At 68.3% G+C, this 14690-nt stretch carries 17 protein-coding genes; 6 read left to right on the forward strand and 11 right to left on the reverse strand.

What is annotated here, in order from left to right; genetic code table 11:
• Window positions 1-56 precede the first annotated feature (56 nt).
• Window positions 57-197 (forward strand): hypothetical protein, encoded by a 141-nt coding sequence (locus PIB44_RS04260; protein ID WP_167309436.1) that lies wholly within the window; start codon window positions 57-59, stop codon window positions 195-197.
• A gap of 11 nt (window positions 198-208) precedes the next feature.
• Here the strand turns inward: PIB44_RS04260 and PIB44_RS04265 are convergent, their stop codons facing one another.
• The 3 genes from PIB44_RS04265 to PIB44_RS04275 all read right to left on the reverse strand — a co-directional run bounded on the left by PIB44_RS04265 (window position 209) and on the right by PIB44_RS04275 (window position 2825).
• On the reverse strand, window positions 209-1852 hold the full coding sequence (locus PIB44_RS04265; protein ID WP_278070537.1) for a DUF1570 domain-containing protein: 1644 nt from the start codon (window positions 1850-1852) through the stop codon (window positions 209-211).
• Window positions 1853-1927: 75 nt separating this feature from the next.
• The gene (locus PIB44_RS04270) at window positions 1928-2308 is read right to left on the reverse strand and encodes a hypothetical protein (RefSeq protein ID WP_278070538.1); all 381 of its coding nucleotides are present in this window, start codon (window positions 2306-2308) and stop codon (window positions 1928-1930) included.
• Between the two features lie 187 nt (window positions 2309-2495).
• Complete coding sequence (locus tag PIB44_RS04275) at window positions 2496-2825, reverse strand: DUF1491 family protein (RefSeq protein ID WP_278070539.1); 330 nt, start codon at window positions 2823-2825, stop codon at window positions 2496-2498.
• 55 nt (window positions 2826-2880) lie between these two features.
• On the opposite strand from PIB44_RS04275, the gene PIB44_RS04280 reads away from it, so the two are divergent.
• Entirely contained in the window at window positions 2881-3756 is an 876-nt protein-coding gene (locus PIB44_RS04280) for a hypothetical protein (RefSeq protein WP_278070540.1), read from the forward strand.
• Window positions 3757-3764: 8 nt separating this feature from the next.
• Here PIB44_RS04280 and PIB44_RS04285 read toward each other — a convergent pair whose 3' ends face one another.
• A complete protein-coding gene (locus PIB44_RS04285; protein WP_278070541.1) occupies window positions 3765-5411 on the reverse strand; it encodes a sensor histidine kinase in 1647 nt (548 codons plus the stop codon).
• A 132-nt stretch (window positions 5412-5543) separates the two neighbouring features.
• On the opposite strand from PIB44_RS04285, the gene PIB44_RS04290 reads away from it, so the two are divergent.
• Both PIB44_RS04290 and PIB44_RS04295 read left to right on the forward strand, forming a co-directional pair.
• Window positions 5544-5978 (forward strand): SufE family protein, encoded by a 435-nt coding sequence (locus PIB44_RS04290; protein ID WP_134579915.1) that lies wholly within the window; start codon window positions 5544-5546, stop codon window positions 5976-5978.
• Window positions 5979-6055: 77 nt separating this feature from the next.
• Window positions 6056-6349 (forward strand): hypothetical protein, encoded by a 294-nt coding sequence (locus PIB44_RS04295; RefSeq protein WP_278070542.1) that lies wholly within the window; start codon window positions 6056-6058, stop codon window positions 6347-6349.
• Between the two features lie 21 nt (window positions 6350-6370).
• On the opposite strand, the gene PIB44_RS04300 is transcribed toward PIB44_RS04295, so the two are convergent.
• The 4 genes from PIB44_RS04300 to PIB44_RS04315 all read right to left on the reverse strand — a co-directional run bounded on the left by PIB44_RS04300 (window position 6371) and on the right by PIB44_RS04315 (window position 8842).
• Window positions 6371-7429: a linear amide C-N hydrolase gene (locus PIB44_RS04300; protein ID WP_278070543.1), complete on the reverse strand. Its 1059-nt coding sequence runs from the start codon at window positions 7427-7429 to the stop codon at window positions 6371-6373.
• A gap of 43 nt (window positions 7430-7472) precedes the next feature.
• Window positions 7473-7643, reverse strand: a complete 171-nt coding sequence (locus PIB44_RS04305; RefSeq protein ID WP_278070544.1) for a hypothetical protein — start codon at window positions 7641-7643, stop codon at window positions 7473-7475.
• 114 nt (window positions 7644-7757) lie between these two features.
• Complete coding sequence (locus tag PIB44_RS04310) at window positions 7758-8474, reverse strand: DUF6456 domain-containing protein (RefSeq protein WP_278070545.1); 717 nt, start codon at window positions 8472-8474, stop codon at window positions 7758-7760.
• On the reverse strand, window positions 8471-8842 hold the full coding sequence (locus PIB44_RS04315) for a chromosomal replication initiator protein DnaA (RefSeq protein WP_024353527.1): 372 nt from the start codon (window positions 8840-8842) through the stop codon (window positions 8471-8473). Before PIB44_RS04315 ends, PIB44_RS04310 begins: the two co-directional genes overlap by 4 nt.
• Before the next feature lie 373 nt (window positions 8843-9215).
• Here PIB44_RS04315 and ctrA point away from each other — a divergent pair, with 373 nt between their 5' ends.
• On the forward strand, window positions 9216-9917 hold the full coding sequence (gene ctrA, locus PIB44_RS04320; protein WP_024353526.1) for a response regulator transcription factor CtrA: 702 nt from the start codon (window positions 9216-9218) through the stop codon (window positions 9915-9917).
• Window positions 9918-10165: 248 nt separating this feature from the next.
• Here the strand turns inward: ctrA and PIB44_RS04325 are convergent, their stop codons facing one another.
• From PIB44_RS04325 to fliI, 3 genes are read right to left on the reverse strand one after another with little or no spacing between them, the layout of a single operon-like run.
• Window positions 10166-11236, reverse strand: a complete 1071-nt coding sequence (locus PIB44_RS04325; protein WP_278070546.1) for an endo-1,4-beta-xylanase — start codon at window positions 11234-11236, stop codon at window positions 10166-10168.
• Window positions 11237-11238: 2 nt separating this feature from the next.
• Entirely contained in the window at window positions 11239-11652 is a 414-nt protein-coding gene (locus PIB44_RS04330) for a flagellar export protein FliJ (protein ID WP_278070547.1), read from the reverse strand.
• A gap of 16 nt (window positions 11653-11668) precedes the next feature.
• Window positions 11669-13012: a flagellar protein export ATPase FliI gene (fliI, locus tag PIB44_RS04335; RefSeq protein ID WP_278070548.1), complete on the reverse strand. Its 1344-nt coding sequence runs from the start codon at window positions 13010-13012 to the stop codon at window positions 11669-11671.
• Window positions 13013-13271: 259 nt separating this feature from the next.
• Between fliI and PIB44_RS04340 the strand changes: the two genes are divergently transcribed.
• Window positions 13272-14687 carry a methyl-accepting chemotaxis protein gene (locus PIB44_RS04340; protein WP_278070549.1) on the forward strand — a complete coding sequence of 472 codons (1416 nt, stop codon included), beginning with the start codon at window positions 13272-13274 and terminating at the stop codon, window positions 14685-14687.
• The last annotated feature ends 3 nt before the right edge of the window (window positions 14688-14690 follow it).

Genomic DNA, 14690 nt, shown 5'->3' on the forward strand with positions numbered 1-14690 from the left:
TCGTTTCTGGGAGACGGCGGGCCATGAGTTCGCCGCACTAGGGAAGGGAAAACGTCATGGCTCTGGTCCACCCAGGCAAGGTCGCGCCTGCACCGAACGCGTCCAAGATTCATCCGCTGGTCTGCTTTCTGGCCGGGTTCGCCCTGATCGTCGTGGCCGCAGCCGTCGTGCACACGGTGTTCGGCGTCCTGCTCTAACACCTTTCAGGTCAGGCGGCGTCGGTGGCCTGACCCTGCGCATCGGCGTCGTCTTCGTCGTCAGGCTCGGGTCCTGTTTCCAGCGGAGCCTGGTGCAGGGCCTGTCGCGCGCGGTTGATCATGGCTCGCGCCTGGCGCTTGTAGCCGCTGGAATGGGGGCTGTTGGCCACCGGCGTCAGGACGGCGATCGCCTCCGGGTTCATGCCGCGCGCCATATAGGCGTGGGCCAGTCGGGTGCGGCAGTCGAAGGACTGCGGCGCCAGGGCGCAGGCGACCTCCAGGGTGGAGATGTCGTTATCCGTCGGATAGCGCGGCTGGCCGTTTCGTACGTCGTTCAGACCCAGATAGATACGGAAATCCAGTGGCTCGGCGTCCATCGCACGGGCCAGATAGATGGAGGCCTGACGGCGAAGCTCATTGGCGTCGTCTATCGACTCCGCCGCGTCGGTCTGGTCCAGCAGCGCCAAGGCGGCGACACGCAGGACCTGGGCGTTGCTCGTGTTGGCGTCGAGGCTCGGCGCCAGAGCCGCCAACGCCAGATCGGGGCGTTGTGACAGTCTGTGGGCACGGGCGGTGAGCAGACGGCCCACATCGGAGTCTGCGTGAAGTTCGCCTAGGGCGAAGGCCGAGCGGATCAGTTCGGCCCGGTTTTCGCTCGCCTCTTTGCGCTCGCGAACCCGACGCGCCTTTTGCGCTTCTGATTGAGTTTCATCTTCGGTCTCCTCCTCGGCCGGAGGCTTGATCGGCGCGTTATCGAGGCGCACGTCCAGCCAGATGGCGTCCGCTTGGGCTTTCGACAGCCGACTGATCGCCACCTGCGGATCTGTGACCGCAATCTGGGGCGTGGTCACGTTGATGGAGCCGGAAATATAGCGCCAGACGTCGTCCTGAAGCTGAGCGGGGGTCCGGCCTGTCGCCGCCTGCATGGCGACGACGGAATCCTCACCACCGGCCACAGCCCCCAGATAGCGTCCGAGCATCTGGGTGCGTTCGGGCGTGCTCATGAAGTAATGGGTCATGGCCCAGGCCTGGGCGTAATAGCTATGCGCCGGGTAACGTCCGGAATCCGAGATGCGCCACTTCAGCACATCCTCCATCTTGGCCCACGAGCTGAACCCCATGGTCAGGGAGTTCATCCGGCCCGGATTATGCCGTCCGAACTGGATCTTCTTATCGGTCAGGCTGGCGGTTGAGTAGAATTCGGCAAACCCCTCCACGAACCAGGATGGATAGGCGTTGGCCTGCATCTGGAACATGAAGTGGTGCGCGTATTCGTGGAAGACGACGACATCGCCCATAGAGCTGCGCGTATCGACAATCGTATAGATGCGGCCGCTGTTCGGCGAATAATAGCCCGCTACCCCCTCGCCGATGCCAGGAGACATGCGGTTCATGTCGCGTCGACCTTCGGCCATGAAGATCTCCAGCTTGGGGATCTCGTGGTCGGTCTGGATGGGATAGTAGGTTCTCAACAGGGCGTCGAAACGCTCGACCTTCTGGGCGTAGCGCCGCAGGCTGCCTTCCGAGGTGTCGCCATAGACGATGAAGTGGTCGGTTTCGGCCCGGAGCCATTCCGCCAGCGCCGGCGATGCGGCGAAGGCGCCGAGGGCGGCCGCCACGGTCATGGCCGCGCCGCGCTTTACGCGAAACCGCATTTTCTTGTTCATCGCCCTTCGTCTCCCCAAGGCTGAGGGACAAGAAATAAAGAACGATGGTGTTCTATGGAAGCCCTAGGCGGCCAGGCGGCTCCAGACCGTCTTGTCGGCCGTGGCGGCGTCCAGGGCGCCGCGACGCGCGCGCTGATGCAGGTGACGCAACACGATCTCGGGCAGGGCGCAGAAGCGCGGCTCCACCAGTTCGGGCGCGCAACCGGCCTGCGGCGCCGCGAACAGGGCGGCGCTGACGCCTTCGGCCTTGTGGGCGATCAGCCAGGCCAAGCGGCGAGCGCGGGCGGGGTCGTTGTGGTGATGCAGCGGGTCCTCGGCGAACAGTTCGCAGCCCATCTCCAGCACATAGTCGAACGACAGGCCCTCGAACCGACGCACGTCGTGGCTGGGGGCCGGGCAAGCCTCGTCCAGATCGAAAACGACGTCGTTCAGAAGAAACAGCATGGACCGCGCCCGCTCGCAGGACCGTTCTGGTCCCATGCGAGGGGTTTTAAGACGCCGCGCTTGCGGTCCGGTTCACGAACGCGGTGAACGAGCCGGTTACCATTTTGAGCGGCCCTACCGGCCTTCGGCCTGCTTGAGGGCCGGTGCGGGGGCCTACCTATAGACCCTCTATCCGGGCGAGGGAGGGTCAGCCCTGCGTCTTCTCGGTCAGGAAGTGGCGGCCCTGGCGGTACTCGATCTCGACGATCCAGAGGTCGGGGTCATAGCGGCGCTGGCGATCCAGATAGGCGTCCAGTTCGCTCTCGAACTCGCTGGCGACGGGCTGGATCCACAGCGGTTCGCCGTCCTGGCCGGTGGCCTCGGTCCACAGTCGGGCGGTGCGGGTGGCGGTGTCATAGGCCTTGACGATGACGGCGCCGGCGCGGGCGTCGCCCTTCTTCACCACCACGGCGTTGGCGCCCTCCAGCTCGGCGCGTCGGATCAGGGCGCCGACCCAGACGTCAGTGGAAAGAAGCAATTGATTCACCCTGTTTGGAGACGGACCCGGAACCGGCGTCGGCTAGGGTGGAGGCATGAACATAGCGCTGTCGCCTCGCATAGTCAGCAGAACGCTGGCCGCGATCGTCGTACTGGCCCTCGCGGCCGGGACGGCGACCGCTGCTGGCCAGAACTCTAGCGACGTCTATTACGAGCGCGCCTTCGTGCGGGCGGCCCAAGACAAATGCCGCCTGTTCGAGCCGCGCCTGACGCAGGCGCTGGAGGCGGCGACGCTGCAGGCGCGCGGGGCCGCCTTGCGGGCAGGTCGCCCGGCGACCGAACTGGCCGCGACAGCCGGGCGCGCCAAGGCGCGGGCGGAGGCGACCGCCTGTGACGACGCCGAGCTGAACCGGGTCAAGACGCGGGTGCGCCACGCCTTCGCCGGGTGGTCGCGGGCGGCGCGTATCAACTTCCCCGGCGACAAGGCCGTGTGGAGCGCCGACCGTTTCGAAAGCGTCCGCGACGGCTGGCGCCTGTTCCAGGACGGGGCGACCGGCGCCTCGCCTGTTCGCTTCGGCCTGACCGGCAAGGCGCCGCAGGACGCGCGTCCGGCGGCGGTCGTGTCGTTCGTCGGCAAGCCCCGACCCTATGCCGCGCGCATCGTCATGCGGGACGCGACGCGCTCGCCCCGACCATGGCTGGGAACGGACGGCCTGCCGCCGGACGCCGCGCGCCGCGCGGTCTTCGCCGCCGGGTCCGATCTCGCGCCGCGCGAGCTGTTGGTCTCAGGCGCGCGGGCGGGCGAGGTCTGGCGCTTTCCCGACAGCGCCGCCGAGGCGCTTGCGGCGCTGGACCCGCGCGAACCCTTCCTGATCGAATTCCTGTTCCGCGACGACAGCGTGGCGACGGCGCGTTTCGAGGCGGGCGATTTCGCCGCCGCCCGCGCCTTTCTGGCTATGGGCCCGGTCTGACGGCGGCGTCAGTCTTCGGCCAGAACCGGCAGTCGCAGAGCGGCGGCCGTGCCCTCGCCCAGGGTGCTGTCCAGGCTCAACGTCCCGCGATGCAGTTCGGCTAGGGCGCGGACGAGAGCCAGCCCCAGCCCGCTGCCTTTCGCCTTCTGGTCGGCTTCGCCGGCCTGCTCATAGGGGCGCCCCAGCCGCGCCAGATCAGCCTTGGCTATCCCGACACCGGTGTCGGCGACGATCACTTCCAGCATGGTCCCCGCCGCCTGCGCCGAGGCCGTGACCGTCCCGCCCGCCGGGGTGAACTTCACTGCGTTCGACAGCAGGTTCAGCGTCATCTGCTTCAGCGCCCGCCGGTCGGCCCGGATCATCAGCGGTTCGGGCGGCAGGACGGCGGTCAGTTCGACCCCCTTGTCCTCGGCCTGAAGGCGGACCAGCGCCAGTCCGGCCGTCACCGCTTCGCGCGCGTCGAAACGCTCCAGCGCCAGCTCATAGCGGTCCGCCTCGATGCGGCTGACGTCCAGCACGTCGTTGATCAGGTCCAGCAGATGGCCGCCCGCCTCGTGGATCGAGCGGGCGTAGTCGGCGTAGCGGGGCGGGACCGGGCCGAACAACTCCTGCCGCATGGCGTCCGAAAAGCCGATGACGGCGTTCAGCGGAGTGCGCAGTTCGTGGCTCATATGGGCCAGGAAGCGCGACTTGCCGGCGCTCTGGGCCTCGGCCTCCATGCGGGCGGCGTCCAGTTCGGCCTCGCGGGCGTACTGCAAGGTGGCGTCCAAGGCCTGAACGATCAGGCGAGAGCCGCCGTCATCCATGCGCCGCGCCGTCAAAAGGATGCGGCGGTCCAGCGCCAGGCGGGGCGTAAAGCGGGCCTGTGCCTCGCCCAGGCTGCGCGCGCGGGCCAGCGCGGCCAGGACCGCGGGGCGGTCGGCAGGGTCGACGGCCGACAGCAGCCCCTCTTTGAATAGCGGCTCGACCGGCAGGGCGGCGGGCGCCGCACCATAGGCGGCCAGGGCGCGCAGGTCCTGATTGAGCGCCAGAGTCAGGGCGGGCTGACCGGCCAGCAGGGTCTCGACCCCGGCCACGTCGGCTTCGGCGACCTCCATCCGGCGAGCCGCGCGGCGGGCACCGAGGAACAGGGCCGCCGTGGTCGCGCCGGCCGTCATCAGGGCCGAGATCCCCGCCGTGGTCGCCGCCGCCGACGGCGCGCCCAACAGCCAGCCGGACAGCAGCCCCGCGCCCGCCGCGCCCGTGGCGGCTATGGCGGCGACCAGCACGCGGCGGCGCCCGCCCAGCGCCAGACCCGCCGCCAAGGGCGCGAAGACGAAGCCCGCCAGCGGGCCGCCCGCCCCGCCGCTGAGCGCCGCGCCCGCCAGGGCCGCCAGCGTCCACAGCGTCAACAGGGCCGAACGGGCCTCGTCATCGTCGCGGCGCAGCAGGGTCAGCCCCGCCAGCCCCGGCGCCGCCATGACCCCCAGAGCCAGCAGCAGGGGCGCCGCCGTCCCGGCGGCTTCGGCGCCGGTCCCTGCGCCCGTCGCGAACAGCGCCGTCACGCCGACGGCCGCCGCCCAGCCCGCGTGCCAGGCGGCCACGGCGGCGCCGTCCCCGGCGTCGTGGACCTCGGGGCGGCGGATCGGATCAAGCAGGGCGGTGTGAGGCTTCAAGTGCGCCTGAGACGGACGGAGTGATAACAACCCTATATCTAGGCCGCGTCGTCTCAAGCCCCTAGGGCGCTCGCCTGTAGGGGGAGCGGCGCGCCGGTTGTGATCGCGGCGGCGGGGGCCTATGTCGCGCCCATGACTTCTACCGCCCCCGACCGCTCCATCGACGACACCCTGGCCGAACTGGTCGAAGAGTTCGACCTGTTGGGCGATTGGGAAGGGCGGATCGAATACGTCATCGACCTGGGCAAGGACCTGCCGCCCCTGCCCGTAGAGGCGCGGATCGAGGCGAACAAGGTGCCGGGCTGCGCTGCTCAGGTCTGGTTGTCGATGCGGCCCCAGGGCGAGCGGCTGTTTTTCGACGCCGACAGCGACAGCGCCCTGTCCAAGGGCAATATCGCCCTGCTGCTACGGCTTTACTCGGGGCGGCTGCCGGGCGAGATTCTGGCGTTCGACGCCAAGGCCGCGCTGGACCGGCTGGGCCTGCCCTCGGCCCTGACGCGCCAGCGCGCCAACGGCCTGAACAGCATGGTCGGGCGTATCCGCGAGGCGGCGCTGGCGGCGAGCTGACCGCGACCGCCGCTTCTCTTCCGATTGCGCGCGATCGGGCGCATGATGAGGCGTCTCATACGGTGTGGAGCGGTCTGATGACGGCCCTGACGAAGCGCGCCCCTTCCTTTTTCAATCCTGTCCGAATGGCCGGCTGGGGCGCGGTTGGGCTGATCCTGTTGACGCCGCTGGCGGCCATGCAGGTCACCTCCGAGGTCGCCTGGGACGCCCAGGACTTCCTGTTCGCCGCCGTTCTGCTGGTCGGGGCGGGTCTGCTGCTGGAGCTGGTTCTGTGGAGAACGCGGACCCCGCTGGTGCGGCTCATGCTGGCCGCAGCGGTGATCCTGGCCGTGCTGTTGATCTGGGTCGAGGCGGCGGTCGGGATTTTCTGAAGCCCAACCGCCTTTATCGGCTTAGGACTGCGGGCCCAGGAAGGCGAAGGCGCGCGCACTGCTGAACTTGGCGGTGGCGTCGCCCGCATGGGTGTTGATCTGGTTCTCGCCCAGCTCCAGCCGCTTGACCGGGGCGCGCGCCGAGAAGTCGATCTTCTTCAGGTCCACCCAGAAGGTGTTCGGCGTCAGGGCCGACTCGAAGAAGTACAGCTTGCGCTTGTGATCCACGACCGTCCGCCAGCGCGTCGAGGAGATGTTCGGCTGATCCGGGGTCGAGATGCCGAACGGCACCGAGACGTTGCGGATCACGCTGAACACGCTGGCCACGGCCATGTTCTGGTCTTCGAACTTGGGAATGGCGTTGGCGTAGAAGGAAGCCCTCGCATAGCGGTCGGCCGCCCGGTTGGTGCCCGGCAGCATGACCGTGCCGCCGATGCCCTGCCAATAGGTGTTCAGCGCCAGCTGCTGATCGAACGTCGGCGAGTTGGTCATCACCTGGTAGTCGCGGCTGTGGTGGATCACCAGTTTGCCGTCGATGTATTCGAAGATGGCGCTGTCGCCGCCGGAATCCGACAGGGACAGGTGCAGGGTGGTCAGGCGGTCTTGGCCGGGCACATTGTCGCTGACCAGAACGAAGGGCTCGTCGCGCAGGGCCTCGACCGCCTCGGCCACGGTGGCGAAATTGTCGAGGGCGTACTGGGCCCAGGCGGCGATGCTGAGGGCCGGCTTGTTCGGGTCGTAGGCCGGGTATTGCGACTCGACCAGCCACAGGACATTGGCGACCAGGCCCATCTCGTTCACGCCGTCGACGGTCGAGATGTCATAGCCGCTGGCGATGACGCTGCCGTATTTGGACGTCCAGGTCAGGGGGTTGGGGCCGCCGGACCCGTCCCGCGCCATGCCGCGCGGAAAGATCCACAGGTTGGTCATGATCTCGTCCTTCCAGTCCATCGACCGGGCCGTGATCACCGCGCCGTCGTGGCCGTGGTAGACAAGGCGCGTGCAGGCCTCGGCCGCCGGAACGGCCAGCATGAAGGCGGCGGCCAGGGCGGCGACGCCCTTCTTCATTCCGTTACGCATGTCGTCTCCTTGGGATGGGGGGCGTGAGAAAAGGGTCAGTAGGTCAGCTGCGCCCGGCCAGCGTGACGTTCCCGTCCAGCGAGGTGGCCCAGACATAGGGGCTGACCGTGGCGCGCCACCGCTCCTCCGCGCTGGTCTGGGCAAAGGCGGAAGCGCCGCCCGCCAGCCCCAGAGACAAGCCCAGAACTTGTGCGGCTGGACGGAAGAAGGTCATGGGGAATTCCATTCGCTGCCACCGGAAGATCGCGTCACGGTAGAACGCCCATGCTTAAGCAATGATGGAGCGACAATCGCTGATTGCATGCCGCAATGTCGCAGTTCGGCCGCATCATCCTATGCCGTAATGCTCCGCCAGCGCCTGCAGCCCCTGTTTGAGCAGGGTCTTGCCCTGACGGCGGCGCAGGGACAGCGCCTGTTCCGCCAGTTGCAGAGACGTGCCGTGGATGCAGACCTGCTCGACCATGGCGCGCAGGCGCGGGCCGCAGGCCTCCAGCGCCGCCTGCACCCGGGCCGAAGCGGAGATGGCGTGGTCGCTGGGCTCGACCCGTCCCGCGCCGCCGCCGGAGCCGCTGCGTGGCAGGCCGTCCCAGCGCATGGTCATGGAAGGGCCGGCGGCGGCGATCTCGGCCTCGGCGCGCAGCCGCTCGCCGGCCGCGACCTCGGCCGGGGTCAGCCAGGGGCGGCCCGACTGGTCCTTACGCCGCGCCAGCCATAGGATCGGGCTCTCGCCCAGATTGGCGCGGCGCATCGTCAGGCGGCCGTCCGCCTCCATCACCGGCCGTTCGCCCTCGATGACGCCGGGGCGGCCGGGCGGGGGCGAGGCGGGGGCGTGGTCGTTGGCCGCGCGGGGCAGCCAGCCGCCGCCCTGACGCAGCTTCAGCCCCGGCCGCTCGATCACGGCGCGGAAGGCGGCCTCATCCAGCGTCAGGACCACCCGGCTGCGCCGGTCGCCGCCAAGACGCAAGGGATAGGCGCCGTTCGCCTGGTCCAGCCAGGCGCCGGGGCGTTGCAGCAGGCTGCGCGCGCGTTCCAGTTGACGGCTCATCGGCGGCCTCCGGTTTCGGGCGCCAGATCGACCAGCGGCAGTTCCATCACCGCCCGCAGCGACCCCTCCAGCCCGTCCATCAGCGCGTCATAGTCGGGGCGGTCGCGTTCATCCTCGGCCCAGCGACAGGCCGCGCCCGCCGTCGCCCGGTTCAAGCCGAAGGCGTGGGCGACCCGCTCCAGCGGCCAGCCAAAGGAGACGTGCGCCAGATACATGGCCGACCATCGCGCCCGGCAGGCCCGGGGCCGCACCCGCTCGCGCCGCGTCATTTCCGCGACCGGCACCCCCAGGGCCAGACCTGACAGCGACAGGGCGGCGTCCGCCCGGATGCGGTCGCCCTCCGTCACCGGCACGCGATAGGGTTCCATGATCTGCGCTTCCTCCCGTCATTCCTGTGGATGCCGCCATTATGAGTGCGTGTGGCGGGTGCGTTAGGAATGTTGTCCTATGAGGCGTCAGAAGCGGTCGCTTCCCCAGGCGGCGTCGGGCATCGGCGGGGACGGTTGTGCACGCCCCCTGTGGAAGACGCGCCAAAGGTCAACAGGGGAATGCGGCCCCCGCCCTTAATAAATTAACGAATCCTTGACTCAGGACTCTGGACGGCGATTCGCAAATCATCCTACGCGTTCCATATCGGGACCCGTTAACCCTTCTTAAGGTTTTGGCCCGTTAACGTTGGAACAAGGTTACCCGGCCGTATCTCACGTGCGGTCATCCCAAGCTTTGCCTGGAGGGGCATTAATGCGCGTCCTGTTGATCGAAGACGACCACGCGACGGCCCAAAGCATCGAACTGATGCTGAAGTCGGAAGGGTTCAACGTCTACACCACTGATTTGGGTGAGGAAGGCATCGATCTGGGCAAGATCTATGACTACGACCTCATTCTGCTGGACCTGAACCTGCCGGACATGAGCGGGCTTGAGGTTCTGCGCCAGCTGCGCAACGGCAAGATCAATACGCCGGTGATGATCCTCTCGGGCAGCCATGAGATCGACACCAAGGTCAAGACGTTCGGCGGCGGCGCCGACGACTATCTGACTAAACCCTTCCACAAGGACGAGCTGATCGCGCGCACCCACGCGGTGGTCCGTCGCTCCAAGGGCCACGCCCAGGCGATCATCCACACCGGCGAGATCGCGGTGAACCTGGACGCCAAGACCGTCGAGGTGAACGGCCACCGCGTGCATCTGACCGGCAAGGAATACCAAATGCTGGAGCTGCTCTCCCTGCGCAAGGGCACGACCCTGACCAAGGAGATGTTCCTGAACCACCTGTACGGTGGCATGGACGAGCCGGAGCTGAAGATCATCGACGTCTTCATCTGCAAGCTGCGCAAGAAGCTGGCGACGGCTGCGGGCGGCAAGCACTACATCGAAACCGTCTGGGGCCGCGGCTATGTCCTGCGCGACCCGGCCGAAGGCGCGGCCACCGTCGCCGCTTGAAAAGATCCCTCCTGAGCCTCCACTCAGGAACGATCCAGAAACGCCCGCCGATGAACTCGGCGGGCGTTTTTTTATGTCCTTCTCCCCTTGTGGGAGAAGGTGGCGGGCGGAGCCTGACGGATGAGGGGTGTGGGCGCCTTGATCTGAAGGGGCTGTCGCACCGCTCGATCTCAGAAGGTCAGTAGTCGCGCCGACACCCCTCATCCGAGCGCCTCCGCCCGCCACCTTCTCCCACAAGGGGAGAAGGATTAATGCGCGAACGCCTCGGTCAGCACGTCGAACATGGGATTGGCCCTGCCTGCGTCGTCGAACAGCAGGGGACTGTCCTGGCCGTCGTCGTTCTTGCCCCGGCGCAGCCAGGAATCGCTGTCGCGCACGCCCCAGACGGTGAAGGCGAAGCGCTGGGCCGGAGGCAGGTCCATGAAGGCCTCGGCCAGTTCGGCCACGCGCGCGCTCTGCTGCTCGCGGCGCTGGGCGCGGGGGCGCAGGTCGGGCATCCGGCCGCCGCGCTTCAATGGGGCGTCCAGTTCGGAGACGTGGATGGGCAGACCGAACTGCCGGGCCTCGTTCATGAAGGCGGCGATCTGGCCGCCGGGGATTTCGATGTCGAGGTGGGACTGGATGCCGATGCCCTGGATCGGCGCGCCCGCCTTCAGCATCCGTTCAATCAGACGCAGGAAGGCCGCGCCCTTCTTGGGCGTATTCTCCAGGTTGTAGTCGTTCAGGAACAGGGTCGCCTCGGGCGCCGCGAGGCGGGCCTGTTCGAAGGCGCGGATGATATAGGCGTCGACGCCGCCCAGGCCCCGGCTCCAGACGCAGTCGCGATAGCCGCTGCCGTCATCCTCGACCGGCTCGTTGACCACGTCCCAGCCGACGATCTGGCTGCGCCAGCGGCCGGCGACCTCGGCGATATAGCGGTCGTGCTCGGCGATGAAGCGCGGTCGGTCATCGACGATGGCCGTGAACCACGGATGCTCCTGCGCGTACCAGATCAAGGCGTGGCCGAAGAGGCGGATGTCCAGATCCCGCGCGAAATAGGCGATCCGGTCCGGCGCGTCGAAGCGCAGGGAGCCGTCCTTTTGCAGGATGTACTCCATCTTCATCTCCCACTCGGGCGTGAGCTGGGAGAAGTGGGTGGAGACGAGGCGGAACCAGTCCTGATCCGACAGTTGGCCGGACATGGCGACCGTGCCGACCGGGAAGGGGGCGACGGACTTCAGCGGGCGGACGGGGCCGGCAGGCGCCGCTTCGGGCGCCTCGCCCGCGCCGCACGACGCGAGCGCGAGGGTCGAGGCGAGCAGGGCGCGACGGTCGATCACGTCTAGCCCTCGGCGCGGCGACGCAGGCCCATTTCGTCATAGGCGGCGGCCTCGCGCTTGGCGGCGGCCATCAGCTTGTTCAGTCGGGTGGTCTCGGCGACGTGCTCGAACTTCTTCAGTTCCTCAAAGGCGCCGGTCAGGGCGTCGCGGGCGCCTTCCTCCTCGGCGGCGACGGCGGCGATCTCGGCCTCGGCGTCGGCGCGGCGCAGCTTCCAGCCGTTGAGATAGGCCTGCAGCATCATGCCGGAGGACGGGTCGAGCCGGGCGTTCTCACGCTCGATCTCGGCCTGGGCGTCCAGCACGGCGACGCGCATCTCGGCCTCTGCCTTGCGGGCGCTGATTTCGGCCAGGCGCTTCTGCAGCGTCTCGACCTCATAGTTTGAGATGCGGATCAGGGATTGGGCCCAGGCCGTCATGCGTCGTCTCCGGCGATCATTGGTCCACCATGCCCTGGTTCAGGATGGTTTCAAGTCTGTCGAAACTGTCGTTCAGGCGCGTCACGTCGTCCTTGTCCTGGGTCAAGAAGCCTTCCAGGGCCGGGTTCAGGGCGATGGCGCGGTCGACGATGGGGTCGGCGCCGGTGCGATAGGCGCCGATGCGGATCAGCTCTTCCATGTTGGAATAGGCGCTCAGGCACTGGCGCGCGCGGCGGTTCAGTTCGCGCTCGGGCGGGGACTGGTTGCCGGGCATGGTGCGGCTGACGGACTTCAGCACGTCGATGGCGGGGAAGCGGCCGCGCTCGGCGATCTTGCGGTCCATGACGATGTGGCCGTCCAGGATGCCGCGCACGGCGTCGGCGATCGGCTCGTCATGGTCGCCGCCGTCCACCAGCACGGTGAACAGGGCGGTGATCGGCCCCGCCTCGGTGCCGTCCGGCCAGATCGGCCCCGGCCCGGCGCGCTCCAGCAGCTTGGGCAGTTCGGTGAAGACGGTGGGGGTGTAGCCCTTGGTGGTCGGCGGTTCGCCCGCCGCCAGGCCGATTTCGCGCTGGGCCATGGCGAAGCGGGTGACGCTGTCCATCAGGCACAGCACCTCCAGCCCCTGATCGCGGAAGAACTCGGCCACGGCCATGGTCATATAGGCCGCCTGGCGCCGCTTCAGCGCCGGCTCGTCTGAGGTGGCGACCACGACGACGGCCCGTTTCAGCCCCTCTTCGCCCAGGGTCTCCTCGATGAACTCGCGCACCTCGCGGCCGCGTTCGCCGATCAGGCCGACGACGACGACGTCGCAGGTCGCCTGGCGCGCCAGCATGGACAGCAGCACCGACTTGCCCACGCCCGAGCCGGCGAAGATGCCCAGGCGCTGGCCCCGGCTGGTGGTGGTGAAGACGTCCATCGCCCGCACGCCCAGGTCCAGCCGCTGGCCCACCCGGCCGCGCGAATGAGCGGGCGGCGGCGGGGCGCGCAAGGGGTAGGGGACAAGGCCCGGCGTCAGCGGCCCCAGGCCGTCGATCGGCTCGCCGAAGGAATCGATGATCCGCCCCAGCCAAGCCGTCGTGGGGCGCACGCTGGCGGCGGCGTTGATGATCTTGATGTCGGCCCCGGGGGCCACGCCCTCGACCGGGCCGAAGGGCATCAGCAGGGCCTTGGCCTCGCGGAAGCCCACGACCTCGGCGGGCAGGGGCGGCTGGCCGCGTCGCTCGATCTCGGCGCGGGCGCCGACGGCGAGGCGCGACAGGCCGCCGCGCGACTCGATCAGCAGGCCGCTGACGCCCGCCACCTTGCCGGTGACGACCAGCGGGTCGATCGCTTCGACGGCGGCGACGAGATTACGCAAGGAAGGCCCCCAGGCCGCGAGCCGCGCGACCGATCCCAGCCACGGTGCTGCATCATGGTTAATGGTCGATGAAGTTCGGCGTGAATTGCAACTCTTGATTGCAAGTAACGAAAATGAAACCTCTCAAGCGCCAGTCTTATCCACAGACTTATCCAGTCCATCGCCGTTATTCTGAAGGGGGGCGGTTCGGATGTTCAGTGCAGGTCGTCGACAAAAACGGGCCACGGATATTGAGCGGCTTGAGGAACTGGATCGTCGGATGGCGGCGATCGGGCGGTCCCAGGCGGTGATCGAGTTCGACCTTGACGGCACGATCCGCGACGCCAACGAAAACCTGCTCCAGACCATGGGCTACGGCATGGATGAAATCCGGGGACAGCATCACCGGATGTTCCTGGACCCGGCCGAGGCGGCGTCGGCCGACTATCTGGCCTTCTGGCGAGAGTTGAACGAGGGGCGCTTCGTCGCCCGCAAATTCCGCCGCATCGCCAAGGGCGGGCGCGAGGTCTGGCTGGAAGCGTCCTACAATCCCGTGCTGGACGAGGCGGGGCGACCGCTGAAGGTGGTCAAGCTGGCCGTCGACATCACTGAAGCCGAACAGGCCGCCCAGCGGGCCGAGCAGGAGCGCCTGGCGGCCGAGGCGGCGCAGGCTCGACTGGTCGGCGCCCTGGCGGAACAGCTTTCTCGCCTGTCAGACGGCGATCTGACGGCCGCTATCGAACAGGATATGGACGGCGCCCATCAGGCGGTGAAGGCGGACTTCAACGGCGCTGTGTCCAGCCTCAGGACTGCGCTTGAAAAGGTCCTGTCGGCGGTGACGACCCTGCGGGGCGGCTCGGACGAGATCAGTCAGGCGTCGGACGACCTGTCGCGACGCACCGAACAACAGGCGGCCAGTCTGGAAGAGACCGCGGCGGCGCTGGACCAGATCACCGCCACTGTCCAGCGCAGCGCCGAGGGCGCCCGGCAGGCGGCCTCCGTCGCCGCCAAGGCCCATGCTGAAGCCGGGCGGTCGGGCGAGGTCATGCGTCGGGCGGTGGCGGCGATGGACGGCATCAGCCGCCGCTCATCCGAGATCAGCGACATCGTCGGGGTGATCGACGAGATCGCCTTCCAGACCAACCTGCTGGCGCTGAACGCCGGGGTTGAGGCGGCGCGGGCCGGCGACAGCGGGCGCGGCTTCGCCGTGGTGGCGTCTGAGGTGAGGGCCCTGGCCCAGCGATCGGCTGAGGCGGCCAAGGAAATCAAGGCGCTGATCTCCGCTTCCGGAACCGAGGTGGCGCAGGGCGTCGAACTGGTCGCCGAGACCGGCCGCGCGCTGGGGACCATCGCCGAACAGGTCAATGAGATGGACGGGCTGGTCGCCGAAATCGCCGCCTCAGCCCAGGAGCAGGCTTCGGGTCTGGGCCAGGTCAATCAGGCGGTGAACCAGATGGACCAGGTGACCCAACAGAACGCCGCCATGGTCGAGCAGACCACGGCCGCCGCCGCCAACCTAAAGACCGAGGCCGAGCATCTGGCCGAACTGGTCGGGCGGTTCCGCACGGGCGCCGAAGGCGGCGTGGTGCGCGCGTTGAAGGCCTATGGCGGCCCGCCGCCGGCGCTGGAGGCGCAGCGCGCCCGTCTGCGCGCGGTCGTCAACGGCCCGGCCGCCGACGAATGGACCGAGTTCTAGGCG

The organism is Brevundimonas sanguinis (assembly GCF_029636725.1).
Taxonomy (GTDB): Bacteria; Pseudomonadota; Alphaproteobacteria; order Caulobacterales; family Caulobacteraceae; genus Brevundimonas; species Brevundimonas sanguinis.